This window comes from Paenibacillus cellulosilyticus (genome assembly GCF_003182255.1).
In the GTDB taxonomy this organism is placed as follows: Bacteria; Bacillota; Bacilli; order Paenibacillales; family Paenibacillaceae; genus Paenibacillus_T; species Paenibacillus_T cellulosilyticus.
In genome coordinates, this window is the sequence record NZ_QGTQ01000015.1 from 88,043 (window position 1) to 114,644 (window position 26,602).

Consider the following 26,602-nt stretch of genomic DNA (forward strand, 5'->3'; position numbering starts at 1 on the left):
GAAGCACTTGAATGAGAGGAATGTTGCAGCATGAAATTCGAGCCGATCGCGATCGTCGGGCAAGGATGTGTGTTTCCCGGCGCAGCGAACCCGGATGAATTATGGCGCATCGTCGCCGAGCGCCGAGAGACGCTGACGGAGCCGGAGGAAGACGAATGGCGATTGTCTCGGGAGGCTTCCCGCCTCGGCTCGGACGAGACGGAATGGTCCATTCGCGGCGGATACATCAGAGGATTCAAGTCAGCTTCGGAGCGTGTAAGCCTGCAGGTTGATGCTGAGCAGATAAGCACGATGGATCGAATGGTCCATTGGATGCTTCATGCTGCTGTAGAAGCTCTTCCCAGCCCTGAAGCTGGTCCCGAGGTCCATAAGCGCACAGGTGCAGTGATTGGGAACTTGTCGCTGCCGACGGAATCGATGTCGCGCTACGCAGAGCATGTATGGCTGGGCGCACAGCAGGGGGAATTACCTGAAGCGTTACTTGCACGGGAGGTTGGCGAACCTCCTGCTGCGATCAACCGGTTCATGTCGGGTTATCCGGCCCATTTTCTGGCGAAAGCGTTGGGACTCGGAGCAGGTGCCTTCTGCTTGGATGCCGCTTGTGCTTCATCGCTCTATGCGATCAAGCTGGCATGCGATCGTCTGCATGACGGCAGTGCAGACCTCATGTTGGCTGGGGCTGTGAACGGTACAGACCCGCTATTTTTACATACTGGATTTCGTGCCCTGAAGGCTATCAGCCGTACGGGACAAAGTCGTCCCTTCCATCCGGAGGCGGACGGCCTTGTGCCATCAGAAGGCTGCGGCTTCGTTGCCCTGAAGCGATTGGCGGATGCCGAGGAGGCTGGAGACAATATACTCGGTGTCATTCGAGGAATCGGTCTGTCGAACGACGGTGGACAAGGCGGCATGCTGGCTCCTGCACGAGAGGGGCAGGTTCGAGCGATGCGGCAAGCCTATGAGATGTCAGGGCTTGCGCCACAGCATATCTCGCTAATCGAATGCCATGCCACGGGGACATCGCTTGGCGATGCAGTAGAGATTCAGAGCATGAGTGAAGTGTTCGCAGGGCTGAGCGGCGTCCCGATCAGTTCGATCAAAGGCAATATTGGGCATCCCGTAACAGCAGCGGGAATGGCAGGCTTGATCAAAGTACTTCGTGCAATGAAGGAGGGCATCTACCCTTCGACTTTGCATGTTGACGGTTCGGTTAATCTACTGAACGGAACGCCTTTCCGGCTGCCCGAGCCAGGTGAGATGTGGAGGGCCGATGCGCCGCGGCGTGCCGCGCTAAGCAGCTTTGGTTTTGGCGGAAACAATGCGCATTTGATCGTAGAACGTTATGAGCCCGCAGCAGGTTCGTCAACTACGTCTATCAGCGGGGGAGAAGAGGCGGCTCGCATGGATGCGGAGCTCGCCATCGTTGGCATTGGCGTTAGCGCTGGCAGCTATAGGTCAACGGAGGAATGGGCAGCTGCTTTATTCGGAGGCAGCGGAGAGAAGACGGAAGTCGATGCTTGCCGCGCAGTAGAAGTAGAACTCGCGCTGCGGGACATCTCAGTACCGCCTGTTGATCTGAAGCAAGCCTTGCCGCAGCAGGTGATGCTCCTAAGCAAGGCCGTTGAAGCTGCGGGGAAAGTCGGCGGTCTGACGGGTGATCGCGTTGGCGTATATGTAGGGATGCAGTGCGATGCCGAGATCGCCCGCCATATCGCGCGGGTACGAATCGGTGATTGGGCACGTAAGCATCAGGATTTATTGGAACCACAGGATGCGGGCGCTGCTGCTGCCTCGCTTCAGCATGCATTCTACGGACCATTGGAGTCTTCGACCGTAATAGGGCTGCTGCCCAATGTGCCAGCTAATCGGCTTAATAAACATTTGAAAATAGCAGGACCGGGCTTTACCGTCTCCAGCGAAGAGCTATCAGGCATTACAGCACTTGAGCTGGCCTCCCGCGCCTTGAGAAGCGGAGAGCTGGATGCCGCACTGGTCGGAGCAGTAGATCTCAGCAACGAGATCGTACATCAAACGGCCGCATCGACTTTGCTTGAGAAAGAGCGCCAGAAGGCAGGCGATGCCGCTGTTGTGCTGGCGGTCAAGCGGCTTGAGGATGCTCAGCGGGATGGCAACACCGTTTATGCTGTATTGTCCGCAGCCACGGCTGCAGCGGACAAGTCTGCGCTTGTGCTTGGATCGACAGATAAGGATGCATTGGAGCTTGCATCGCGATTCGGCCATTCGCATGCAGCATCCGGCCTCCTGCATGTAGCCGCAGGTGCACTTGCTCTGCATTATCGGCTTAAGCCTAGCGGCAGCTACAGGAAACCTCGGCCGTGGCTGCGCGGAGATATTGCACGCTCGGTTCAGGTTGAGATTCATGGGCTTGGTGGCGCTGCAGCCGCTGTCCTCCTAACGGAAGGAGAGGGCGGAGCGCCGTTTGCACTTCAACAATCTCGTCGGACGAGATTAACATTGCATACCTATGCGGCTCCTGATCGACGCACGCTTCTTCAATCGTTGCGAGCTGGTGAACAATCAACGCTCGGCAGCTGTCGTTTGGCAATCGTTGCACGCGGAGCCGAGGAACTATCGGCGGCGAGAGAGGAAGCGGCTTCGGAACTAGAGCGGCTAATAAGGTTGCCAGAAACAGAACCGTTCCGTTCACGCCCAGGCATTTATTATACGGAAAGGCCTGTTAACGGTGAGCTGGCATTCGTATTCACTGGCGCGGCCTCTGCTTATGCTGGTATGGGCAGCAGCTTGATTGCTGCAATCCCCGAATTGGGCGATCTGATTCATGAACGGTTCACCACGGCGGCGGAAGCTGCAGGCTGGCTATATGAGGAACGGATCAATCAAGTTCCCGATCCGCTATCAATGTTGGGAGGCGCCTCTTTCTTAACGCAGATCCATGCAGCATATACGCAGAACTGGCTAGGCTTGAGGCCGCAGGCTGTTATTGGACTGTCCTCGGGCGAGACGAATGCGATTGTTGCGACTGGTGCTTGGGACGATCTGGACGGGTTATTCCGTGATTTGCAGCAGCACGGCATCTACAGCCGAGAGCTTGCTGGCGATTATCGTGTTCTTAAGGAAGCTTGGGGAGAGCCAAACCCGCAGTGGACGAATTGGCGTGTGAAAGCTTCACCGGAAGTCATCCTCGAAGCAATCGATGCTGACGAACCTGTTCGGCTTACGATGATCAATGCGCCAGGGGATTGCATCATCGGCGGCGAGCCTACTGCCTGCAGGAGAGTGCTGGACAGGCTTAAGCCTGCTCCTGCTTATCCGCTTGGCTACGATATGGTCGTGCATTGCGCGGAGGTGGCAGCGATAGCGCCGATGTGGCGTGAGATTCATCGTCGTGAGACACGGCCTGTGCCTGGCATACGCTATTACTCTGGCGTCTCCGCATCGCACTATACGCCAGATACGGAGCGAGTGGCAGACGCGCTGCTCGATATGGGCGTTGGCGTGATCGATTTCCCGCGCGTCATTCGTCAAGCTTGGGAGGACGGCGCTAGAGTCTTCGTCGAGCATGGCCCTCGCAGCTTGTGCTCGGACTGGATTGGCCAGATTCTAGCAGACCGCGAGCATCTGTGCATTGCGCTTGACCAGCCGAGTGTCGATTCGCTCGAGCAATCCGTAACTGCGGCAGCTCGTCTTTTTACAGCGGGATTAGATCTGGATATTGATCGTTTGCAAGCGAGACTTGTTGAGCTGGAATCTTCGGGCTGCACCTTGAATGCAGCAACCAAGGGGATGACGTTCCCGGCCCACCTGCCGCCAGTCATCCTGCCTCGCATACCAACCCGAAAGCGGGATATCGCACATCCAGCCGCATATCCAATTGGACAGGAAGAGGTCAAACCATTGAACAACATGCATGAAACGGTGCCAATTCCGGCAGCAGCGGTTCCTGTGACTAACGTAATTGCTAGGAATGTCAGAGCATCTGCGCCAGCGGCTTCGCTTGTCGGTGCGTATGACCAGCTGGCAGAAGCACATCGGCATTACATCGGGTTGCAAAGCAATATGCAGCAGCAGCTGATGCGGATGTTGACCCAGCGCAGCCCGCAGCCGATGCAAGGAACGCGGGCAGCTGCGCAGCCAACACCAGCAAATGCAATATCACAACCTGCAGTCGAAACATATGTACAACATACGACTTTCGAAGCAGCGCAGGAACGACCGGCGATCTCAACCCTTCAAGTGGCGCATCCTGCAACCGTTGAACGAATCAGCTTCACTAGGGAGCAGCTCGAAATACTGGCAGCTGGCCGGATATCGGATGTATTCGGTCCTGCATTCATCGGGCAAGACCAATACGCCATTCAGGTACGCATGCCGGAACCGCCGCTGCTGCTGGCAGATCGAGTGGTACAGCTGGAGGGCGTGCCGCTCTCGATGGGGCTTGGTTCCATTCGGACTGAAACCGACGTACGTTCTGACTCCTGGTATTTGCACAAGGGACGGATGCCGTTCGGCATTATGATCGAATCCGGACAAGCGGATTTGCTGCTCATTTCATGGCTTGGAATCGACCAGCTGAACCGGGGCGAGCGTGCATACCGGCTGCTCGGCTGTGAATTGACGTTCCACGGCTCGCTGCCTGCACCGGGCGAGATGCTGAGCTACGACATTCGTGTCGATTCGCACGCCAAGCACGGAGATATTCGTCTATTCTTCTTCCGTTATGATTGTACGGATAATCAAGGGCGCCGCAGGATGACGATGCGGCAAGGACAAGCCGGCTTCTTCACACGTGAGGAATTGCATGAGTCGGCTGGAGTCATTTGGGACCCGGCTAAGGTTGAGATTCCTATGAATGCGCGGCTTGACCAGCCGGCAGTCCGCTGCGTGAAATCACGATTTTCACCAGACGATGTTCGTGCATTCGCCGCTGGCGATACGTACGGCTGCTTCGGCGATGGTTTCGCCTTCGCGCAAACCCATACGTGCTCGCCTTCGATCCAGAGTGGACGCATGCTGCTGCTGGATGAAGTAACGGCATTCGAGACGAATGGTGGACCGACTGGTCGCGGGTACCTGCGAGCGGAAACGGCTTTGAGCGGATCCGAGTGGTTTTTTGCCGGACACTTCAAGAATGACCCTGCCATGCCGGGTACGCTTATGCTGGAAGGCTGCGTACAGGCCATGTCCTTCTACTTGGCAGGGCTTGGGTACACGCTGCGCAAGGACGGATGGCGCTTCGAGCCTGTGCCGGATTTGCCATATAAGATGATCTGTCGCGGTCAGGTAACACCAGAATCACGAAGCCTCGTTTACGAGGTGTTCGTTCAAGAAGTAATGGAAGGGCCAGAGCCTACACTCGTTGCGGACGTCCTGCTGACCGTCGATGGTCGTAAGGCGTTCCACTGCAGCCGACTGGCGATTCGGCTGGTGCCCGATTTTCCGCTGCATACGGAATTGCGATATCTGGCAGAAGGCGCGGCTGGTGACCCGAGAGCGGCCTCTTCGGATGGCATCACGTTCGATTATTATTCTCTGCTCGCTTGTGCGATCGGCAAACCATCGCATGCATTCGGCAGTCGCTATGCCATTTATGACAATGGCAAGCATGTGCCGCGTCTTCCGGGCATTCCGTATCATTTCATGACGCGGGTTGCAGAGATTGACGGACAGCTTGGCGTACCGAAGACAGGTGCCGTTATAACGGCTGAATATGATATTCCGCCGGATGCATGGTATTTTGCCGAAAATGGCAGTCCTACAATGCCCTTCTGTGTTCTGCTAGAGGCGGCGCTCCAGCCTTGCGGCTGGCTGGTCTCTTATCTTGGCATTCCGGAATCGCCCGAGAGAGATGCTTATTTCCGCAATCTGGACGGTAAAGCAACGATGCATCGGGAAGTACTGCCGCATGATGGTACACTTCGTACACGAGTAAGCTTGACCAGCTTATCGCGGATGGGCCATACCTATATCGAATCGTTCCAGGTGGATTGCTTCCTAGCGAACGAGCCGGATGCACCGGTGTTTACGATGTCGACCGTGTTCGGCCACTTCACGCTCGAGGATTTGTCCAAACAGGTCGGCCTTGGAGCAGGAGCTGCCGAGATCGAGCGAATGCAGGAGCCGTCCGATTTCTTGGTTGATCTGCGTAATAACGATAAGCCATTCCTTTCGAGCAGCGGTTCGCAACGGGCGAAGCTGGCTGGCGGTAAATTGCTGATGCTTGATCGCGTGACAGGTTATTGGCACCAAGGCGGCAAGCATGGCTTGGGCCGATCAAGAGCGGAGAAAAAGGTTGATCCAAGCGATTGGTTCTTCAAGGCGCACTTCTATCAGGACCCTGTGCAGCCCGGCTCATTGGGCGTTGAAGCGATGGTGCAGCTGCTGCAATTCCATATGCTTCAAGCAGGCATGGATTTGGAGATGAAGCAGCCGCGCTTTGAGTCACTTGGGGCTGGTGTAGAGATCGTATGGAAATATCGGGGGCAGGTTACACCACAGAAGGATACAATCGTCGTGGACCTCGATGTGATCGAGACCGGGCGGGATGAACGCGGCGTATACGCAGTAGCCGAAGCCTCACTCTGGGTAGATGGGCTGCAGATTTACTACGTACCGCGCATGGGGATGCGTCTGGTAGACGATAGAGTGAACGAGACGGAGAAGAGGGACGCCGAGCAGGAGATAGTGGTAGAAGAATCGGTATTTGACCCTAAGGAGCAGCCGTGGGTCTGGGATCACTGCCCGACTTATACCGCTCCCGCGATGCCATCGACATTCATTTTGGACAAAATGGCTGCAGCTGTGCGCAGCTGCGACCCTAGTCGATCCCTTGTTGGAGCATCAGAGGTTCAGTTCAAGCGTTGGCTGATCTGCGATCGCCCCCGACAGCTGCGGACCGAGGTTCGTCTACTAACGGACGAAGAGGGACGCGAGGGAAGCGTGTGGTACGCGGCAAGCCTTTATGCTTGGCGTGAAGCAGCGGATCCCCGATTATCCCGATTCGAGGAAATCGCCTCGGGACGATTCGAGCTGGCGCATCGCTATCTGGCGTCGGATGAAGCACATAATCGACCGTTTGAGCCGCTTAATGATCCGTCGTCAGTCGACGACCCTTACGAATCCGGTCGAGTCTTCCACGGACCAGCCTTCCAGATCGCATGTACAATTAGGCTTGGGACGAATGGAGCTTGTGCCCTTCTTGCGGCAGAAGGAAACATATCCAGCGGCATCACTGCTCCAATCGGCTGCTTGAATCCGCTCATGTTGGATGGTGCCACTCATGCCATCCCGCATGATGAGCTGACGCTCTGGTCACGAGATATAACGGAAGGACTTGTAGGTTACCCGCACCGTATCACTTCTTGCCGCTTCTATGAGAGCACGCCGACGACGGGCGAAGTGCGCTGCGAGATTCGCTTCGATGGATTCGAGAATAGCGAACGGTACCCAGCCTTCCGTATCCGATTCTATCAAGACGATCGATTATGGGCGGAACTGCGGCTCGTCGAGGTGTTGATGCCTAAGGGGCCGATTGGGAGTGGCGATGGACGGGAACGGAGAGCTTTTCTGCAGGATCGTGTATATGTCGAAGGAATGGCGTTGTCTCGCCGTGAAGAGGGAGCTACGAAGCTCACGGAGGCTGAGGTACGTGGATCGGATTGGTTCCCTGGCACGATAGCAGCGGTATATGGTGTTGAAGCTTCGGTCAGTTACAAGGAGTTGACCCGTCTTGCAGCGGTGAAGGACCATGTAGCACAGCTTGCAGGCGTACATCCTTCTACGGTTATTGTTGATCAACACTTAACGACAGCCTATAGTTCCGTCTATCCGTATGACCGCTACCCGATTACGATTCACGAGTCGGACGGCGAAATCCAAGCTGCTTCTCAAGCCGTTGTCCGTGACATCGAAGGGGCGATGAGCTATTGGAGACATAAGCTCGGCAGCGAGGGATGGCTCGGAGAGGATCTGTACAGGGCATTAATCGGCCAATTCGTTGGTCATTTCGTCGTTGAAGATCCAGCGCGATTCTATCAAGCAAGCCAAGGACCGGTATTGTATCTTGCCAATCATCAGACAGCTGTGGAGTCGCTGTTGTTTGCTTGCCTCGCTGAAGGTCTGACACACAGTCCCGTGGCGGCAATTGCCAAGAAGGAGCATCGTGATTCTTGGATCGGCCAGCTGCTGGCGCACATGGGGGCGAATCCAGATCGACCGTTCACGATTCCGATCGTTCACGTAGATCGTGAAGATCAAAGCTCGATGCTGCACACGCTGCAGGAGCTTGCCGTACGAATGCGAGACGGTGGTGAATCGATCCTCGTGCATGTGGAGGGAACCCGTGCGCGCAGCGAGCATAAAGAGGTTGCTGTCGTAAGCGGCATATGGATGGACCTAGCAATAAAGGGCGGCATTCCAATCGTACCGGTACGCTTTATAGGAGGACTTCCAGGGGAAGAATCAGACGCGCGGTTGGAGTTTCCTATTGGCTTCGGGAAGCAGCATTATAGGATCGGCCGTCCGATTTTCCCAGATGAACTGAAGGCGCTGCCGCTTCCGGCACGTAAGCAGCTGATTCTCGATGCACTGAACGGAACGGGAAGAATGGCTGCGAAGGATACCGATGGAACGACACAGGCTTGTGGTAATCCGGAACTAGCAGAAGCGGTTCAGGTGTTAATAGATCGCAATCAAGTGCCATATGAACAGGCTGTGCTTCTCGCATCGCTCGAACGACTTGCGGCACGCAGCGAAGAAAGCGAAGAGGTGCTGCAAGGACTCGCGGCTGAGAAGCTTCATGTCAAGGAAGATGCTGCAGGCCGATGGCTCTTAGCATTCGCCGATTGGCTGTATGGACAAGAAGGAACACAGGCACATGAGATGAAAGTGAGGAAACAAAAGCATGCAGACAACGCTTAGATGGATACCAGGCAGCGAGGGGCCTGCTTTCGGGCAGGAGGAGCTTACATTACTGGCTGCTCGGGTACGTGAGCCTGCATATATTATTCGCTCCGGCGACAATGGAGCTTTTGGTCTCGGATTGGGAGGGAGCGTCGTGCCCGCAGTTAACGGGGATGTCTCAGGCAATCCGCTTGCGGCCATGCTTCCAGCCCTCTATCCCGAATGGTTGGGGGGCGGCGCATTCACACAAGCGCATGGCGTGCGCTTCGCTTATATCGCCGGCGAGATGGCGAACGGCATTGCCACGGCGCGGATGGTGATCGCGATGGCGAAGGCAGGCATGCTCGGCTTCTTCGGAGCAGCGGGTCTTCCGCTCGACCGCGTTCAAGCGAATCTGGATGTTATTCAAGCTGAGCTAGACCCACTAGGACTGCCATGGGGCATTAACCTGATTCATACGCCGAACGAGCCTGCAATGGAGGAACATATCGTTGATCTGTATCTCGGACGCGGCGTCAAAAGGGTATCAGCATCCGCGTTCATGGGCCTTACGCCGAGTATTGTCCGTTACGCATGCAGCGGGCTTACACTGGATGCCTCCGGGATGATCCGCAGACGAAATCATCTGTTCGCGAAGATTTCACGTCCCGAAGTTGCCAGACCGTTCATGTCGCCGGCTCCAGAGAAAATACTAGCGGATCTAGTCAAACGCGGCCTGCTGACCGCTGAGGAAGCAAGGCTTGCCGCATATGTCCCGCTTGCCGAGGATATTACGGTCGAGGCAGACTCAGGCGGCCATACCGACAACCGTCCGCTGACGGCGTTATTCCCGATCATCATGCGCTTGCGCGACGATTTGCAGCAGCAATATCGTTATGCATCTCCGATTCGCGTAGGCGCATCAGGCGGGCTGGGTACGCCAGCTGCGGTAGCAGCTGCTTTCGCGCTTGGTGCTGCGTATGTCATGACGGGTTCCGTCAATCAATCCGCTATCGAGTCGGGCTTGTCAGATGAAGGTCGTGCGATGCTGGCCACTGCCGGATTAGCGGATGTTATTATGGCGCCAGCTGCAGATATGTTCGAACAAGGCGTGAAGGTGCAGGTACTTAAACACGGAACCTTATTTAGTTCTCGTGGATTCCAGCTTCTGGACTTATATCGCAGCTATAACCGAATTGAGGATCTGCCGGAGAATGTTCGACTTAAGCTGGAGAAGGAAGTATTCCAAGCCTCGCTTGAGCAAATTTGGGCGGATACCGTCCGCTTCTTCGAGAAGCGGGAGCCAGGACAGCTGGAGCGGGCTGCACGCGAACCGAAGCATAAGATGGCATTGATCTTCCGGTGGTATCTAGGCAAAGCCAGCCGCTGGGCTATTGACGGCACGCAAGAAAGGAAGCTCGATTACCAGATCTGGTGTGGTCCAGCCATGGGCTCGTTTAATGCCTGGGCAGCAGGCTCCTTCCTCGAACAGCCGCAGAACCGCACGGTTGTACAGATTGCCTGCAATCTCCTGGAGGGGGCAGCTGTTATCACGAGAGCGCAGCAGCTTCGGAGCTACGGATTACCGGTCCCAGCTCAAGCCTTTGATTATAAGCCGCGGATGTTTCAGCTTTAATCGGAGGTGAATGAATTGCTATTAGCTTTCTATATCGTAACGTTAGCGATGATCGGCTTCTTCACCTTAACAGCGTGGCTGGGGAAGAAACGGGAGGTGGCGGTTCGAGGATTAACATTAATCGGGCTGCAAAATCTCACCTGTCTCGCTTTGTGGGCGGGCTACCCGATCTTCCGCTTATATGCTGCCCTCGTTCTATTGGCGGGCTTGATTGAGCTAGCTCGTCATTACCGGGCCGTCGATGAAGGCCGAATACGCGCTGCTTGGGCAGTGCCGATTCAAGTTGTCGTGATTGGGGCTTCGGCTGCATTATTCATCGTGACCGAGCGAATCGGTGTATACGTAATCCCAGCAGGGCTTATTCTTGCCGGTTTCGCATTTTTAGCTCCCGCAAGCCAAGTGAGGAGCCAGACGTTTGGCTCGCTGTTCGCTATAGGTGTTCTTGCACTGGGAGCAGGCTGTCTTGCGTTATTGTCTAACCATGATGCAAGCGCCATCATCACCTTCTTGCTGCTGCTTCAGATGAATGATGCTTTCGGGCTGCTTGCTGGCAAGAAGTTTGGGCGGACGAAGCTGTTTCCTCGGATCAGTCCGGGCAAATCGCTTGAAGGCTATATCGGAGGAGCGGCTGGCGTACTCGCTGGTGTGCTGATGCTTAATACTTGGATTCCGGCATTGTCGGACACTTCGCTGGGCAAGCAAGCGATCATTGTCTGTTTCATTCTGGTGTTCGGCAACATGGGGGATTTGTTGTTCTCAGCGCTTAAGCGAAAGCTAGGAATTAAGGATTTTGGTCGTCTGCTGCCTGGGCACGGGGGCATTCTTGACCGATACGATAATATTTTGTTTGGCGCTCCGCTCTTTGCTGTGATTTGGGGAATGCTGCCGTGAAAGATGAGAGTGAGGGACTTTGATGGTCAAATGGTTTCCGGCATTAAAATATTGGAATCTGGCGAATGCCATCACGACTTGCGGAGTTGTGTGTGGGATGCTCGCTATGCTGCTCTTCGTACAAGGGCACAATGCTATAGCTTTTACGTTATATGGAGCGGCCATTCTAGGTGATTATGTAGACGGAATCATTGCCCGCAAGCTGAAGCAGACTTCGACCTTTGGTCAAGAGCTGGACAGCTTGGCTGATGCGATCAGCTTCTGCGTGCTTCCTGCATTTGCTGGCTATGCGTTAGGCGTGACGTCGCCGCTTGGTATCGCAGCACTTCTACTATACGCAGTAACAGGGTTGTGGCGTCTTGCTTACTTCAATGTCAATGGATTGGAGGGAGCGGGGCAGCACTCCTATTACACGGGCATTCCTACGACAATTGCGGCAAGCTGGCTGCTGGTTTTAAGTCCGCTCTTTCTGGCAGGTGATTTTCCAGGGCACGAAGCGGTATTAGCTGTAATTTATGTGATCTGTGGGCTGCTCATGTTGTCTGCGGTGCCATTCAAGAAGAATGGCTGGATGACGAAAATACTGTATGTGCTGCTGCCTGCTGCTGTTATCGTGGACTGGCTGATCGTCTAATATTGTTGTAATCATCATCGTTACAATTGAAATAGGGCCCTCCGGCAGGAGCGGCCCTGTTCATGCTTCTTATAGCGTTTACTCGTTCTGCGTATCGACGATATCATCCAATGCAGATGAATGCTCTTGGCTGGCGGCAATTATTGCTTGGTCCGTTGCGTTGGTGCCTTGAATCTGCTCTGCTGCTTGCGCTTGGCGATTCAACTGCTTCTCTGCTTGTCCAATGCCGGTTGCGCCTTGATGGCCTTTGCTTGAACTCATTGTTGTCCACCTTCTTTCATAGTACACTGCCGATGGGGGAATCGACGTGAATAGTATATCCACGAGTTTCTAATTCCATCAGGCTTATGAGGCTATACCTGAATAATAATGGGCAGAATCATCGGTCTTCTCTTCGTCTTGGCATATAAGAAGTTGCCGACAGCTTCCTTCACTTCGCGTTTATAGAGTCCCCAAGGCCGATGCAGCTTCGTTTCTAGACGTTGTTCCATGACCTGCAGCGTAATCCGGCTAACCTCATCCATCAATCCTTCTGATTCTTTGGCGAAAACGAAGCCGCGCGAGATGATGTCGGGTCCGGATATGATCTTGTTCTCTCCCTTCCCGAACGTGATCACGATAATGAGAATGCCATCTGCAGACAGCACTTTGCGGTCGCGCAGCACGATATTCCCGACATCGCCGATGCCAAGACCATCCACATAAGTATCGCCATTAGGTACATTTCGTTCCTGGAAGGCTTCCGACCCTGCGAAATCGACAACATCACCATTGTTCAGGATGAAAATATTGCTCGCTTCGACGCCGACGGACTCCGCCAATAATTGATGCAGATGAAGCATGCGGTATTCACCGTGAATGGGAATAAAATATTGCGGCTTCATTAAGGTAAGCATCAATTTCAGTTCTTCTTGGCTGGCATGACCGGAGACATGCATGCCGGTATTCGAGCCGGCTCCATAAATCACACGGGCTTTCTTCTCGAACAAGTTGTCTACGATGCGGGCGACATTCCGTTCGTTGCCGGGAATTGGAGAAGACGCAAAAATAACCGTATCTCCAGGGCTAACACCGAACTGTCGATGATTGCCGCTGGCAATCCGGCCGAGGGCTGCCATTGGCTCCCCTTGACTTCCGGTGCATAGCACGACCATTTCGTCTCTTTTATATTTGTTGGCTTCATCTGCTTCGACGAGAATGGATTGCGGCACCGTCAAATAACCTAATCTGGAAGCAATATCAACAACGTTAACCATGCTTCTGCCCGCCAGTGTGACTTTCCGGTTCGTCTTGGCCGCTGCATCGATGATTTGCTGCAGTCGATGCACATTGGAAGCGAAGGTTGTGATGTAAATCATTCCCTCCGCACGCGTGAAGGCATCGTGAATGTTGGCTCCAACAAGCCGCTCGGAAGGGGTGAAGCCGGGACGCTCTGCGTTCGTGCTCTCCGATAATAAAGCAAGAACGCCGTTTTTTCCGATTTCCGCCATTTTGTGAATATCGGCATATTGATTATTGACCGGCGTCAGATCGAACTTGAAATCCCCGGTATGAACGATTGTTCCTTGCGGTGTATGGAACACAACCCCCAAGCAATCCGGGATACTGTGGTTAGTGCTGAAGAAGCTGACGGGCAATTGGCCGAGTGCGATTTCGGATTGCGCGTCTATTTGATGAAGCTTAGTTGAGCTTAGCAGCCCATGCTCCTTCAGCTTTGCTTTAATTAAGCCCAGCGTCAATCGCGTCGCATAAATCGGCATGTTCAATTGCTTGATAATATAAGGAATGCCGCCGATATGATCCTCATGGCCATGCGTAACGACGAGACCTCTTACGCTGCTCTCATTTTCGATCAGATAAGTGATATCTGGAATAATGACATCAATGCCTAGCAGGCTTTCGTCTGGGAATTTCGAACCGCAATCGACAACTACAAGGTCATCTCCGCACTGAATGACATACATGTTTTTTCCAATTTCATTCACCCCGCCAAGCGGTATAATCGATAAACGATCGTTAGCCGTCATTATCTATCCACCAATTCGTTTGAATTTTATCAGTCTGGTTTGTTGTTCCCTAGAAATTTCCGTTTATGCCTAAATAAAATCCTTGATTGAACCTATCTATAAAAAAAAGGACCACTGATAGCAGCGGTCCTTGGACAAGATTCAATATGAATTTAAGTACGCTTCTCGGTAAGATAAGTTTTCACCGAAGGAGCCGAATAGCTTGCGAACTTCGCCAACATGCCTTCTGGCGTATCGTCAGTGAGGACCATCGAGCGATATTTGGGCTGCATGAAGCGCTCACGTTCCATAACATCAAACATCGACAAGAGAGGGTCGAAATAATGATTTACATTGAGCAGTCCGCAAGGCTTCTCATGCAAGCCCAATTGGCCCCATGTAAAGATTTCGAAGTATTCTTCCATTGTTCCCGGACCGCCCGGCATCGCAATGAATCCATCTGCGAGCTCAGCCATCTTCGCTTTGCGTTCGTGCATGGAATCGACCATAATGAGCTCTGTCAGCCCCGTGTGCGCAATTTCCCGGCTTTGCAAGAAGTGGGGAAGTATCCCGATTACGCTGCCGCCTTGTTCCAACACAGCATCGGCTACAGCTCCCATCAGCCCAACATTGGCTCCACCGTAAATAAGGGTGATTTGGTTGTTGGCAAGTGCTTGTCCTAGCTGAATGGCGGCTTCTTTGTAGACAGGTGAGATTCCCTCGCTAGAGCCGCAGAATACAGCGATTGATTTCATGTCGGCACTCTCCAATCGATAGTAGTACCTACTATTATACCCCTAGGAGCATCTAAAAGAGATCATCCATTCATAAATGATAAGTAAATGCTTAGCTGAACCTAGCCAATCATGCGACTGCTTGAAAGGGAAATAAAGATGAATGCCACTAGAGAGCAGCATCGCGGCTTTATTCGAAATTTTTAATCCATGCTTGCAATCTAACAATTGCAGCAAAGCTTATCGGGGATGTAACACATCGTTTCAAAATCTAAAGGTTGTAGCAGAAGCTATTGGCCGCCAATCAAGTTGAAATCGTTGCAATTTATCATAGTAGCCACTTTCGCAACCGTTAGAATCTCAAATGCTCCATTATTAACGAAATTACCTCCGCGGCAACCGCTAGACGTGTCGTTTCCGTCGTTTCCGTCGCATCCACTGACTATGATGGAGGGGCATCAACTCTCCCAATCTGCTCTTGATCGGAGATCGCACAACTCAGCGTCGTCTAACGCTCGCCAATGGTACACAAACGAGGCTGCCGATTGAATTCGGCAGCCTCGTTTGCAATTCGTCTTTTTATCCCCAAGCCGCCAGCTCCATCTCGAAATCATTCGCGAAATCCGGACTGATCGGCGTAACGCGTACGTTCATGTGATCCCGCCATACGTTGATCGGAATGTCGGGCGAGACGCCCTCGTACACATACAGACCTTTCGACAGCTGCTGCACCAGTTCCAGCTTCGCCCGCCAGATGCCGCGGCGGCCGTCGGAGCCGACCGCTTCCACGCGTACGTCCTTATGCCAGATAGGGCCAAGATCAATCTTGGCGATGAAGGCAGTCTTATTGAGTCCGATTCGGCTGCTGTGGTTGTCGAGAATCTCGACTTTATTGACACGAACGGAAGACCAGTTGTCACGGATGAACCGCTTGTAGGCGCCAACTCTTGAAGCAACCTCGAAGTTGTCGGCGCGGAATCGTCTGCCTCTCTCGGTCGCGGGAACATAGATCCGATTCCAGTAATCGCTTACCATCCGGTGGGTGTTATAGACTGGGGTGAGAGAGACGATCGACTCCTTCATCATGTTGACCCATTCCGTCGGAATCGCACGTTCGCCGCGCTTATAGTAGAGCGGAACAATTTCTTCTTCCAGCAGACGATACAGCGTTTCGCTGTCCTGCTGCGCTTGATAATCCGAGCTGCCGTCTGTCGCGCCATCGATGGCCCAGCCATTGCGGCCGTTGTAGCCTTCTACCCACCAGCCGTCGAGCACGCTGCAGTTGAGCACACCGTTCATGGCTGCTTTTTGCCCACTCGTACCGCTTGCTTCCATAGGCTTCACTGGCGTATTGAGCCATACATCGACGCCTTGGACAAGCTTCTTCGCCTTATCCATCGCGTAATTCTCCACGATATGAACGCGGCCCTTGAACCGATCCTCTCGCGACAGCTCCACAATTCTTCGGATCAGATCTTTGCCTGGTTCATCCGCAGGATGCGCTTTGCCGGCGAAGATCAGACAGACCGGTCGCTGCGAATCCCCCAGAATGCGCGCAAGTCGATCCAGATCGCTGAAAATGAGCAGCGCCCGTTTATACGTGGCGAACCGCCTTGCGAAGCCAATAATCAGAGGCTCTTCGCCGAATGCAGCCAGCGGCAATCCCAACTCCTGAACCATCTCCGACTTCGACTTCTTATGCTCCTTCCACAAGTCTGTGGCAGGGATTTCACGCACGGATGCCCAAATATCCACTTCCTGCGTACGGATCGCCCAATCGGACACAAGGTGCTGATCGTACAGCTTCTTCATCCCGTCTGCCAGCCATGTCCCGATATGAACGCCATTGGTAACAGAATCCACCGGTATATCTTGAATCGGGATATGCGGCATCCAGCGGTGAAACAGCTCACGGGTCACTTCGCCGTGAAGCTTGCTTACGCCGTTCACCTTGGAGGATGAACTGACCGCAAGCCGCGTCATGTTGAATGCGCCATCTAATTGGCCAAGCGCGAGTACGTGATCTCGGTCGGTTCCCATCTGCCAATAGTAGTCGCCGAGATAACGGTCGATCATATCGATGGAGAAGACGTCGTGTCCGGCAGGGACAGGTGTATGCGTCGTGAAGACCGTGCTTGCCTTAACGGCTTCGAGCGCCGTCTCGAACGATACGCCATCCGCGGACAGCATACGGATGCGCTCGAATGTAAGAAAAGCAGAATGTCCTTCGTTCAAATGCCAGACGTCTGGCTTCACCCCAAGCGCAGCGAGCAGTCTTGCGCCGCCGATGCCGAGAATCATCTCCTGACTGATGCGGGCATCTGGTTGGCTCGGATACAGGTTGTCGGTCAGATGCCGATCGGCCTCGTTATTGCTTTCAACATCCGTGCTAAGCAGATAGAGCGTAACGGAGCCTAAAGAAACGTACCATGCCTTGGCATACACCGGCCTGCCCGCAATAGTTACCTCGACGACAATAGGCTGGCCATCGGAGTCCTTTGCCAGCTGAACGGGGTATACGCTAGCTTCCAGATTTACATCCGGATATCGCTGCTGCTGCCAGCCGCTCTCATTAATTTGCTGCTGGAAATAGCCTTTCTTATAAAAAATGCCTACGCCCGTAAGCGGAATGTTCAAGTCTGCGGCTGCTTTAATATGATCGCCAGCTAAGATGCCAAGGCCGCCCGAATAGATCGGTAACGATTCGTCAAGTCCGAACTCTGCTGAGAAATACGCCACACCACCGTTTGGCATTCTCCCACCTCATTTTCGCTTTAGTTGCGCTAAACCATGTAAGCGCCTGACTTGATGCTTTATTACTATATGCGGGGAAGCTGTACACGTGCCTATATCTTACGTGCTTCGCTTCGATACAGCTTGGGCGAGGCTCCCATGACCTTCTTGAAAATCTTGGAGAAGAGCAGAGGGTCTTGATAACCAACCGAGCGGGAGATGTCGCCGATCGTCAGCTCCGCGTTACCCATCATCTCGCACGCTCTTTGGATGCGATAGCGAATTAAGTAATCTTGGATACTCGTGCTCATTTGCAGCTGGAACAGCGAGCAGAGGTAGCTTCGGTTGAGACCAATGAACTGGGCGATATGCTCGATCGTGATTTTTTGGGCGAAATTGGTCTCGACGAAATCCTTTACCTTCTCGACGTATATTGCGGCTCGGCTTTCTTTATGCTCATAAGTCGTCATTGCTGGTCCAAACTCAACAAGAAGCGACAACAAGGAGTAGAGCAATCCGGTTAATCGGGTCTCTCTTGCTTTATGATAACCTTTGGATTCGTTCATAAATGTAAAATATTGATAAATGCTATCGTCGCGATCATAGTGAAGAATGGGGTGGTCCATCGTAAGGCCTGCTTGCTTCAGCAGCGATTCGGCTAGCTGTCCATCGAAACCAAACCAGCAATACGTCCAAGGATTCGTCGAATCCGCTTCGTAATAAGTGACCACATCCGGGCAAATGAGAAACCCTTGCCCCTTCCGAAGCTCATAGCGGGTTCCGCCAACCTCGAAGATCCCTTCTCCGTCCACAATATAATGCAGCAGATAATAATCCCTTACCGCCGGTCCGTGGTAATGACCATGTGAACACGCTTCGATGCCATACTGTGTGACATACAATTCAGTGTGCTGTTTGCTTCGTGGTAAATACTCAATCACAGTCATTCTCCTTATCATGAGTTATCTAGCATTATGACATATTTATTGAGTACTGTGCCATGTACTTCGTTGAAATGAATCATATATGATTTTCGTAGGAATAATTAATCGTCTTATACTATCAAAATCAAGCCTAAAACCATGTGTAATGTAACTATTCTTTTATTCAATAAGCACTTAAACGGCAGAGAGGGGAACGTATTCGATGGGTATTATGGTGCAAGAACAGGCAGGGTTGTTTCACCTGCAATCTTCCGGTATGAGCTATCTTATTCAGATCGTGAATGGCTATCCGGTTCATGTGTATTGGGGCGGCAAGCTCAAGCATCGGGAACGGATGGAGGATCTGCTCCTCCACACGCCTAATGGAGCGGGATTAGACCGACTGCCGCAGGAATATCCGCAGTATGGAAGCGGGGACTTCCGCAATCCAGCGTATCAAGCTGAACTTGCAGACGGGACACGGATTACAGAGCTCAAATATGTCGGCTGCCGCACGATGAAGGGCAAGCCTGCTCTGTCTGGACTTCCGGCTGTTTATACGGAGGATGACGCCGAAGCGGACACGCTGGTACTTGAACTGAAGGACAGTTATTCGGGATTGAAGGTGGACCTGCTGTACACCATCTTCGCGGATCGGAACGTCATTGTTCGCTCGGTTCGCTTGGTTAATGAAGGTTTGAACCAGCTTCGTCTTCGCCGTGCGCTTAGCGCTAGTGTGGATTTTGCAGAGAAACGTGATATGGAGATCACCTACCTATCTGGGGCTTGGGCACGTGAAGGCAACATCACACGCAGACCGCTGCTTCAAGGGGAAACTCGGATCGATAGCAAGCGGGGCATGAGCAGCCATCAATTCAATCCGTTCGCTGCACTTGTCACGCCGGAAACGTCAGAGAGCCACGGTGAGGCATACGGCTTCAGCCTTGTGTACAGCGGCAGCTTTGAAGCGGTAGCGGAGGTCGATTCCTTCGGATCGACGCGGCTAGGCATGGGCGTGAACGCCTTTGATTTTGCATGGCAGCTGAGTCAGGGAGAGAGCTTCCAGACGCCGGAGGTCGTCATGGTGTATTCCGGGCAGGGGCTGGGAGAGATGTCGCGCACGTATCATCGCTTGTATCGGACACGGTTGTGTCGAGGCGAGTATCGTGATCGTGAAAGACCGATTCTCGTTAACAATTGGGAAGCGACTTATTTCAACTTCGATGCGGACAAGCTGGTGTCCATCGCGGAAGAGGGAGCGAAGCTGGGCATCGAGCTGTTCGTCTTGGATGATGGTTGGTTCGGCAAGCGGGATGCCGATAATTCATCGCTCGGAGATTGGTACGAGGATCGCCGAAAGCTGCCGGGTGGACTTGCCGATGTGGCAGAGCGCATCAATAAATTAGGGCTTCAATTCGGGCTCTGGTTCGAGCCGGAGATGATCTCGCCGGACAGCGAGCTGTATCGGAAGCATCCGGATTGGTGCCTGCATGTACCGGGCCGGCGCCGCACGGAGGCTAGATGGCAGCTGGTGCTGGACTATACCCGCCAAGAAGTGCGCGATTACATTTATGACTCGCTTACAGCTATTTTCACAACCGTTCCCGTCTCCTATGTCAAATGGGACATGAACCGCGCGCTGACGGAGATTGGTTCTGCTGAGCTGCCGCCTGAACGCCAATCTGAGACGGCCCATCGCTATGTGCTCGGGTTGTATGAACTTCTGGAGCGGATAACCAAGGCATTCCCGCACATTTTGTTCGAAAGCTGCTCCAGCGGTGGCGGACGATTCGATCCGGGCATGCTTTATTACATGCCTCAGACGTGGACAAGTGACAACACCGACGCAGTGGAGCGGCTAAAGATCCAATACGGCACCAGCCTTGTGTATCCGATAAGCGCAATCGGCGCGCATGTCTCGGCGGTTCCGAACCATCAGGTTGGACGGATAACGTCGCTTGAATTCCGAGGAAATGTTGCCATGTCCGGCAATTTCGGCTATGAGCTTGATCTGACGAAGTTTACGGATGAAGAGAAAGAGCTCGTTAAGGAGCAGGCGGCAGCGTACAAGCAGATTCGCGGATTGGTGCAGCAGGGTGATCTGTACCGATTGAAGAGTCCATTCGAAGGGAACGAGTCGGCTTGGATGTTCGTATCCGAGGACCAAGAGGAAGCACTCGTTTATTACTTCCAGGTGATGGCTGTTCCTCATGCCCCGCGGAGAAGCTTGCGGCTTGCCGGACTGAACCCGGAGCTCGAATACGAGGTTCAGTCGAGTGACAGTGAGACGACTTCGACATGGGGAGGAGACAGACTGATGCAGTTGGGACTGCATCTTCCGTACAAACAGAAGGATTACGAGAGCGGATGGTTTAGCGTTCGTGCGGTCGGAACGAATATAAGCGATAGGGCGTGATGGAATGCTGGCAAGCATGGATTTGGCAGGAACGTGGAGCTTCCGAATGGATGGACAGAACAAGGAGCTCCAGCTGCCTTTTAACGATACGATTCAACTGCCGGGTACGACATCCTATGCGAAGAAGGGGACGAGAAGCGACGCCGTCTATGTGAACCATTTGACCGATGAGTATGCGTTTGAAGGTTATGCGTGGTTCTCCCGTGAGATCGACATTCCAGAAGAGCTGCAAGGAAAGGCCTGTTTCCTATTCCTAGAGCGCACAAGAGTGACAACGGTGTGGGTCGATGGGCAAGAGGCAGGGACTCAGAACAGTTTGTCTGCTCCGCATCTATATGATTTAACTCCCTTCATCAGTGATGGCAAGCACCAAATCACGATTCGGGTCGATAACATTCACTACCCAACCAAAGGTGGCCATCTCACCTCGCCAGATACGCAAACGAATTGGAACGGGATTACGGGGAGGTTGGAGCTGCAATTTTTCAACGCCGCACATTTGAAGAACGTTAAGTTATTCCCGAATGTGGTAGAGCGATCCGTCACGATTCGTGCGGAGGTGATTGGTTTGACTACAGGCATGAAGCTCAAGGCGGCTGCCCACAGCTTTAACGTCGATCGCCAGCACATCGTCTCGGAGAAGGAATTTGCGGTCGGCTCCATCGACGACTTGACGATAAGCTATGAGCTTGGAGACGATGCTCATCTGTGGGACGAGGAGAGTCCAGCGCTGTATCGGCTCGACTTACGACTTTGTGACGCAGAAGGCAATGTGCTCGACAGGCATGAACTGACAACGGGCTTACGCGACTTTGTCGCTGCGGGTGATAAGTTTGCGATTAATGGAAGAGATACATTCTTGCGCGGCAAGCATGACGGTCTCTTGTTCCCGCTGACGGGTTACGCACCAACAACGGTAGAGGAATGGCTGCGAATTCTAAGCATCGCCCAGTCGTATGGGATCAACCATTACCGCTTCCATACGTGCTGCCCACCTGAAGCTGCTTTTACAGCCGCAGATCTGCTCGGCATCTACATGGAGCCGGAGCTTCCCTTCTGGGGGACGGTAACAGACGAAGGAGACGAGCGTCACAATGAACAGGCTGAGCAGGAGCAGCAGTATCTGATCCGTGAAGGATTCGCGATGCTGGATGCGTTCGGCAATCATCCATCCTTCGTCATGATGTCGCTGGGGAACGAGCTGTGGGGAAGCAAAGATAAGCTGAACAGCATCCTGAAGGCATACAAAACCTACGACAACCGCCGCTTGTACACGCAGGGATCGAACAATTATCAGTTTGTACCGGATATTCTGGAGGAAGAGGACTTCTACTGCGGCGTCCGCTTCGATCGGGATCGACTGTTCCGCGGATCGTATGCGATGTGCGACGCTCCACTTGGTCATATCCAGACGGATATCCCAAGTACGATGAAGGATTACGATGAAGCGATTATGCCATCCTCTTCTGCGGAGCGGTCTCAAGAAGAAGCTAGTGAAGGCGGGATCATCCAAATTCAATATGGAACGGAAGCACGGACAGTGCGGGCAGAGAATACGAAGGAAGAGCTTGTGCCGCATATTCCGGTTGTTTCGCACGAGATCGGCCAGTTTGCTTCGTACCCGAACTTTAAGGAGATTGAGAAGTACACCGGTTCGCTGAAGGCTAGAAACTTCGAGGTGTTCCAGCAACGGCTGGCGGACAAAGGAATGGCGCATCTAGCGGATGCTTTCTTCCATAACTCAGGTCAGCTTGCTGTCGCTTGCTATAAGGAGGAACTGGAGGCTGCCTTTCGAACCAAACGATTGGCGGGATTCCAGATTCTCGATCTGCAGGACTTCAGCGGACAAGGGACGGCGCTTGTCGGTATTCTAGATGCCTTCATGGATTCGAAGGGGTTCATCTCCCCAGAGGAGTGGAGGACCTTCTGTTCAGATGCGGTTCTGCTGGCACGGTTCCCTAAGTATCAATACACGGCTGGCGAGTGCTTCCAAGCGCGTATCGAGCTAGCCTATTACCGTAGTATACCGCTTCATGCGGAAACTTTACGCTGGGAGCTATCTGCTGAGGATGGCCAACAGGTGCACGCATCCGGGTTAGAGTCCATTTCGACAAGTGGCGCAAGTGGTGTGCTTCATATCGCCAACCTAGAGGTGGCGCTTCCTGAAGTATCCGCAATGACGAAGCTGGTTCTTTCTCTACAGATCGATCAAACGAATATTAAGAAGAAGTATGATGTGTGGCTGTATCCAAATGAAATCCCTGAGACTAAGCCGATTGACTTCCATGTCGCACGGGAATGGAACGAAGATACGGAGGAGCGGTTGGCAAGAGGGGAGAAGGTCGTCTTGCTTCCGAGCTTGGATCGATTGTCGAACTCGATCGAGGGCTTCTACTGCACCGACTTTTGGTGTTATCCGATGTTCCGCTCGATCTCGGAGAGCATGAACAAGCCTGTGCCAGTCGGTACGATGGGGCTTCTGATCCATAACGAGCACCCGGCATTGAGTCAGTTCTCCTCCGAAACGTATTCGACGTACCCTTGGTGGTCGATCGTATCCAACTCGCGTTCTATCATTCTGGATGAAGCGCCTCAAGGGTTGTCGCCGATCGTACAGACCATCGATAACTTCGAGCGCAACCATAAGCTGGGCCTGCTGTGGGAATGCAGTGTTGGTCAGGGCAAGCTTCTCGTATGCTCGGTGGACGATGAGCGTCTAGCGGAAACGCCGGAAGGGAAGCAGTTCCTGGGGAGTATATACAGCTATGCAGCGTCTGAAGCCTTCCAGCCAAATACTGTGCTGCGAGCAGAAGACATCCGTCGATTGTTCGGATAAGAGTAACGATGATTATGATGCATCTAACACAAGCAGCCGTCCCAGATCTGATCTGAGGCGGCTGCTTGTGTGATGTATGAAGTTAACTTTGACGCTTACGAACGGTTCGATATCCCATATAACCAATTGCTATCAAGATAACGAAACCAATTGCCCAATATCTTTTGCGATGAGGTGCTTGTTCGATGAATTTCTTAGTTTTATGAATAATTGCTTCCTTGCTATAAGGATGAGCGGTTCTTAGTATTGCAGCTTCAAGGTCAGCAGGGGTAATGGAAGGACTGCCTCCATTGATCCTCGGAATTTCCATCGCATCCGATTTCCTAGTGGCGATACCTTCTCTGACGGTGAACGCGTATTGGATGTCGGCTTGATGCAGCAGATCTTCTGACTCGCGATCAAACATACCATACGGATAGGCGAACGTATCTATCGGATTGTTATTGATTGGCGCTAATTGATCCTTGCAAGCGGTGAAATCTTCGAGTATCCGTTTCTGATATTCCGCGTCTGTTTCTTTAACACCATCTACTTCAAGACGAGCGGTCAGGGCATCATGCCGATTATCAATTTGATAATGCAGGTTGTTCGTATGGCACTGCACCTCGGCCAGGTTGTCGACTGTGACTTGTTTCAATTGTTCAAGGGTCATGTGAGGAATATAACCGTATTTCTTATTATCGGTAGCGCTAGTAATGATGAAAGCAACGGATGGAATGCTTTTCGATTTCATAATCGGATAGGCGAGATTAATGTAGCTCTCATAGCCATCGTCGAAGGTCACGAGGACCGCATTCGAAGGCACGCTTCCGCCGTTCAAGTAATCGATAAATTGCCTGAGCGAGATGAAATTATAGCCTTTTTGCTGCAAGTAGGTCAGTTGTTCGTTGAATTGATCGGTCGAGATAATATCAGGGTTTGGCTTATTGTCGCTATCGGTCATGTGATGATACATGAGAACAGCAACTTTGTCATCATATTCGGAGTTGGATGCAGCCGCATGAACAGATGGAATCATTAGCAGAAATAGAGTAGATAAAATCATGATCGTTCGTTGGATCGTATTCAATGTGCGACACACTTCCTTGAATCAATTTAATCAGTAAGCCTGAATTAGGCTTTTTATTGGTAAGTATAGCAATGAATCGTATAGATATGAAGACGATGTTTGACAGATTCTTGAATGGAAGAATCGTTTCATCACAAGAGAAGAGACCCCGACAAATGGAGTCCCCTCTGATATATAAACCTATTCACACATCTTCAAACGTTTACCAACTATCTTCATGTGGGTGCAATGAGAAGCGGCAAGCACCTTTCGCTTGTTCTATTTTCGCGAAGGCATCGCACGGAAAAGTAGTGGCGCTCCGATCGTCATCCAAGCTCCGATTAAGAAATACCGAATAAAATCGGCTACCATCGTTTCACCCAGCAGCTTCTGTCCTAGTATTTTGATTCCGATCAAGATCGTCATACCAACAACAAATTTGATGATTTGCTTCCCGATCGGACTCTTAGCCTCGTATTTTATGTACTTTTGATCCAATACATATCCAATTAAAAAGCTGATGATGGTTCCTGCCGCCTTGATATAATCATCAGAAGGCAACCAGATTAGACCCAGCGCAATCGGGATAAACAAGAATAAAAGCCATTCTGCTTTTTGCTTTTTTTCTACATAATCGAACATCCAATTGGCGTCAATCACGCATACAAATCCAAAGATAGCTCCAACAGAAACATCCGCAATTGTATGAACCCCGAGATACATTCTGGAGAAGGCCACTAGTAGAACTAGGATAATACTTAGGGCAGTGAACCATTTCTTACGTATGATAGTTGCAAGTGCTGTGCTTAGTGCTGAGATTCCTTGGGTATGTCCGCTCGGAAAAGAATAGCCTGTGGCCGTTTCCACCCGGATTGGAACCAGCTCATTGTCTCTAACAAAAGGACGTTCAACCTGAAACACTTCTTTTATAGCATTGTTGGTGACACCGGAGAGCAAATAGGCGAAGCCAATCCGGTAACCCCATTTTTTATTCAGGCACCAGAACACGATACAAAAAACCGCGATTGCAACATATTCCTCTGCCAGAATCGTAATCGAGGTAAATACCTCGGTCAAAAAGGTTGTTCTTATCGTTTGAATCCATTTCAGAATATCCAGCATAAAATCCATTATAGTAACTTCCTCTACTCTTTCAGTATTAAAAACTTTATGATCGCTAAAAATTCCCTTGTATATGTTATCGGAACTAGATACCATTCCATTTTTGCATGCATATGGTTACTATTCATTCCTGCGACTTTAGATATCTCATTTGCTCTAAATATATGAAAATCATTTGTTATAAAAATCGTCTTGTAATCATTTTTAAAATAATTATCTAATAATTTTTTTGAGAAAATAAAGTTTTCATAGGTGCTTGTAGATCGATCTTCTTTAATCATTTTGTTTTCAGGAACTCCTTTTGAAAGCAAGAACCTTTCCATTGCAAGTGCTTCAGTTATGGTTTCATCTGGACCTTGTCCTCCAGATAGAACGATAATGACATTTGGATTTTTAGTATAATACTCTATGGTTTTCTCCAGTCTATATTGAAGCGGTAACGTAATAGTTTCGCCATTAAGTCCTGTACCCAGGACAATTACAGCATCCTCTTTATAAGTTGCAGTGTCTTTATTACCAAAGACCGCAATAAATGTAATAACTGAAATCATAATGATGTTACCTATTATGAATATATTTCTTGTCCACTTAAGAAGGCTGTTTTGAATCTTTTCATAATACAAACCATAAAATAAATAGACACAACCAATTATAAATGTTGCAACATGACCTGTATTAAAACTAATTATTAATGACACAATTAATGCGTTACAAACTAACAATATCCCGATTATTATCAATAGAATTTTGATAAAACTTTTCAA

At 51.8% G+C, this 26,602-nt stretch carries 14 protein-coding genes; 6 read left to right on the forward strand and 8 right to left on the reverse strand.

The window, feature by feature from the left end:
- Nucleotides 1-30 precede the first annotated feature (30 nt).
- From DFQ01_RS18360 to DFQ01_RS18375, 4 genes are read left to right on the forward strand one after another with little or no spacing between them, the layout of a single operon-like run.
- Complete coding sequence (locus DFQ01_RS18360; protein WP_110045362.1) at nt 31-8,898, forward strand: beta-ketoacyl synthase N-terminal-like domain-containing protein; 8,868 nt, start codon at nt 31-33, stop codon at nt 8,896-8,898.
- Entirely contained in the window at nt 8,882-10,495 is a 1,614-nt protein-coding gene (locus DFQ01_RS18365; RefSeq protein WP_110045363.1) for a PfaD family polyunsaturated fatty acid/polyketide biosynthesis protein, read from the forward strand. The genes DFQ01_RS18360 and DFQ01_RS18365 overlap by 17 nt, the downstream gene beginning before the upstream one ends.
- A gap of 15 nt (nt 10,496-10,510) precedes the next feature.
- Nucleotides 10,511-11,386: a phosphatidate cytidylyltransferase gene (locus tag DFQ01_RS18370; protein ID WP_110045364.1), complete on the forward strand. Its 876-nt coding sequence runs from the start codon at nt 10,511-10,513 to the stop codon at nt 11,384-11,386.
- Nucleotides 11,387-11,408: 22 nt separating this feature from the next.
- On the forward strand, nt 11,409-12,020 hold the full coding sequence (locus DFQ01_RS18375; RefSeq protein ID WP_110045365.1) for a CDP-alcohol phosphatidyltransferase family protein: 612 nt from the start codon (nt 11,409-11,411) through the stop codon (nt 12,018-12,020).
- A 78-nt stretch (nt 12,021-12,098) separates the two neighbouring features.
- Here the strand turns inward: DFQ01_RS18375 and DFQ01_RS18380 are convergent, their stop codons facing one another.
- From DFQ01_RS18380 to DFQ01_RS18400, 5 genes are all read right to left on the reverse strand, one after another.
- Nucleotides 12,099-12,281 (reverse strand): hypothetical protein, encoded by a 183-nt coding sequence (locus tag DFQ01_RS18380; RefSeq protein ID WP_110045366.1) that lies wholly within the window; start codon nt 12,279-12,281, stop codon nt 12,099-12,101.
- Between the two features lie 92 nt (nt 12,282-12,373).
- The gene (locus DFQ01_RS18385; RefSeq protein WP_425452420.1) at nt 12,374-14,050 is read right to left on the reverse strand and encodes a ribonuclease J; all 1,677 of its coding nucleotides are present in this window, start codon (nt 14,048-14,050) and stop codon (nt 12,374-12,376) included.
- Nucleotides 14,051-14,199: 149 nt separating this feature from the next.
- Nucleotides 14,200-14,781: an LOG family protein gene (locus tag DFQ01_RS18390; RefSeq protein ID WP_110045368.1), complete on the reverse strand. Its 582-nt coding sequence runs from the start codon at nt 14,779-14,781 to the stop codon at nt 14,200-14,202.
- Nucleotides 14,782-15,339: 558 nt separating this feature from the next.
- Nucleotides 15,340-17,514, reverse strand: a complete 2,175-nt coding sequence (gene glgP / locus DFQ01_RS18395; protein ID WP_110045369.1) for an alpha-glucan family phosphorylase — start codon at nt 17,512-17,514, stop codon at nt 15,340-15,342.
- 92 nt (nt 17,515-17,606) lie between these two features.
- Complete coding sequence (locus DFQ01_RS18400; protein WP_110045370.1) at nt 17,607-18,434, reverse strand: AraC family transcriptional regulator; 828 nt, start codon at nt 18,432-18,434, stop codon at nt 17,607-17,609.
- Nucleotides 18,435-18,639: 205 nt separating this feature from the next.
- Here DFQ01_RS18400 and DFQ01_RS18405 point away from each other — a divergent pair, with 205 nt between their 5' ends.
- Entirely contained in the window at nt 18,640-20,832 is a 2,193-nt protein-coding gene (locus tag DFQ01_RS18405; protein ID WP_110045371.1) for an alpha-galactosidase, read from the forward strand.
- A gap of 4 nt (nt 20,833-20,836) precedes the next feature.
- On the forward strand, nt 20,837-23,668 hold the full coding sequence (locus DFQ01_RS18410) for a glycoside hydrolase family 2 TIM barrel-domain containing protein (protein ID WP_110045372.1): 2,832 nt from the start codon (nt 20,837-20,839) through the stop codon (nt 23,666-23,668).
- 82 nt (nt 23,669-23,750) lie between these two features.
- Here DFQ01_RS18410 and DFQ01_RS18415 read toward each other — a convergent pair whose 3' ends face one another.
- From DFQ01_RS18415 to DFQ01_RS18425, 3 genes are all read right to left on the reverse strand, one after another.
- Nucleotides 23,751-24,737 carry a polysaccharide deacetylase family protein gene (locus DFQ01_RS18415; RefSeq protein WP_110045373.1) on the reverse strand — a complete coding sequence of 329 codons (987 nt, stop codon included), beginning with the start codon at nt 24,735-24,737 and terminating at the stop codon, nt 23,751-23,753.
- Nucleotides 24,738-24,995: 258 nt separating this feature from the next.
- Nucleotides 24,996-25,847, reverse strand: a complete 852-nt coding sequence (locus tag DFQ01_RS18420; protein ID WP_110045374.1) for a phosphatase PAP2 family protein — start codon at nt 25,845-25,847, stop codon at nt 24,996-24,998.
- 14 nt (nt 25,848-25,861) lie between these two features.
- Entirely contained in the window at nt 25,862-26,602 is a 741-nt protein-coding gene (locus DFQ01_RS18425) for a YdcF family protein (protein ID WP_110045375.1), read from the reverse strand.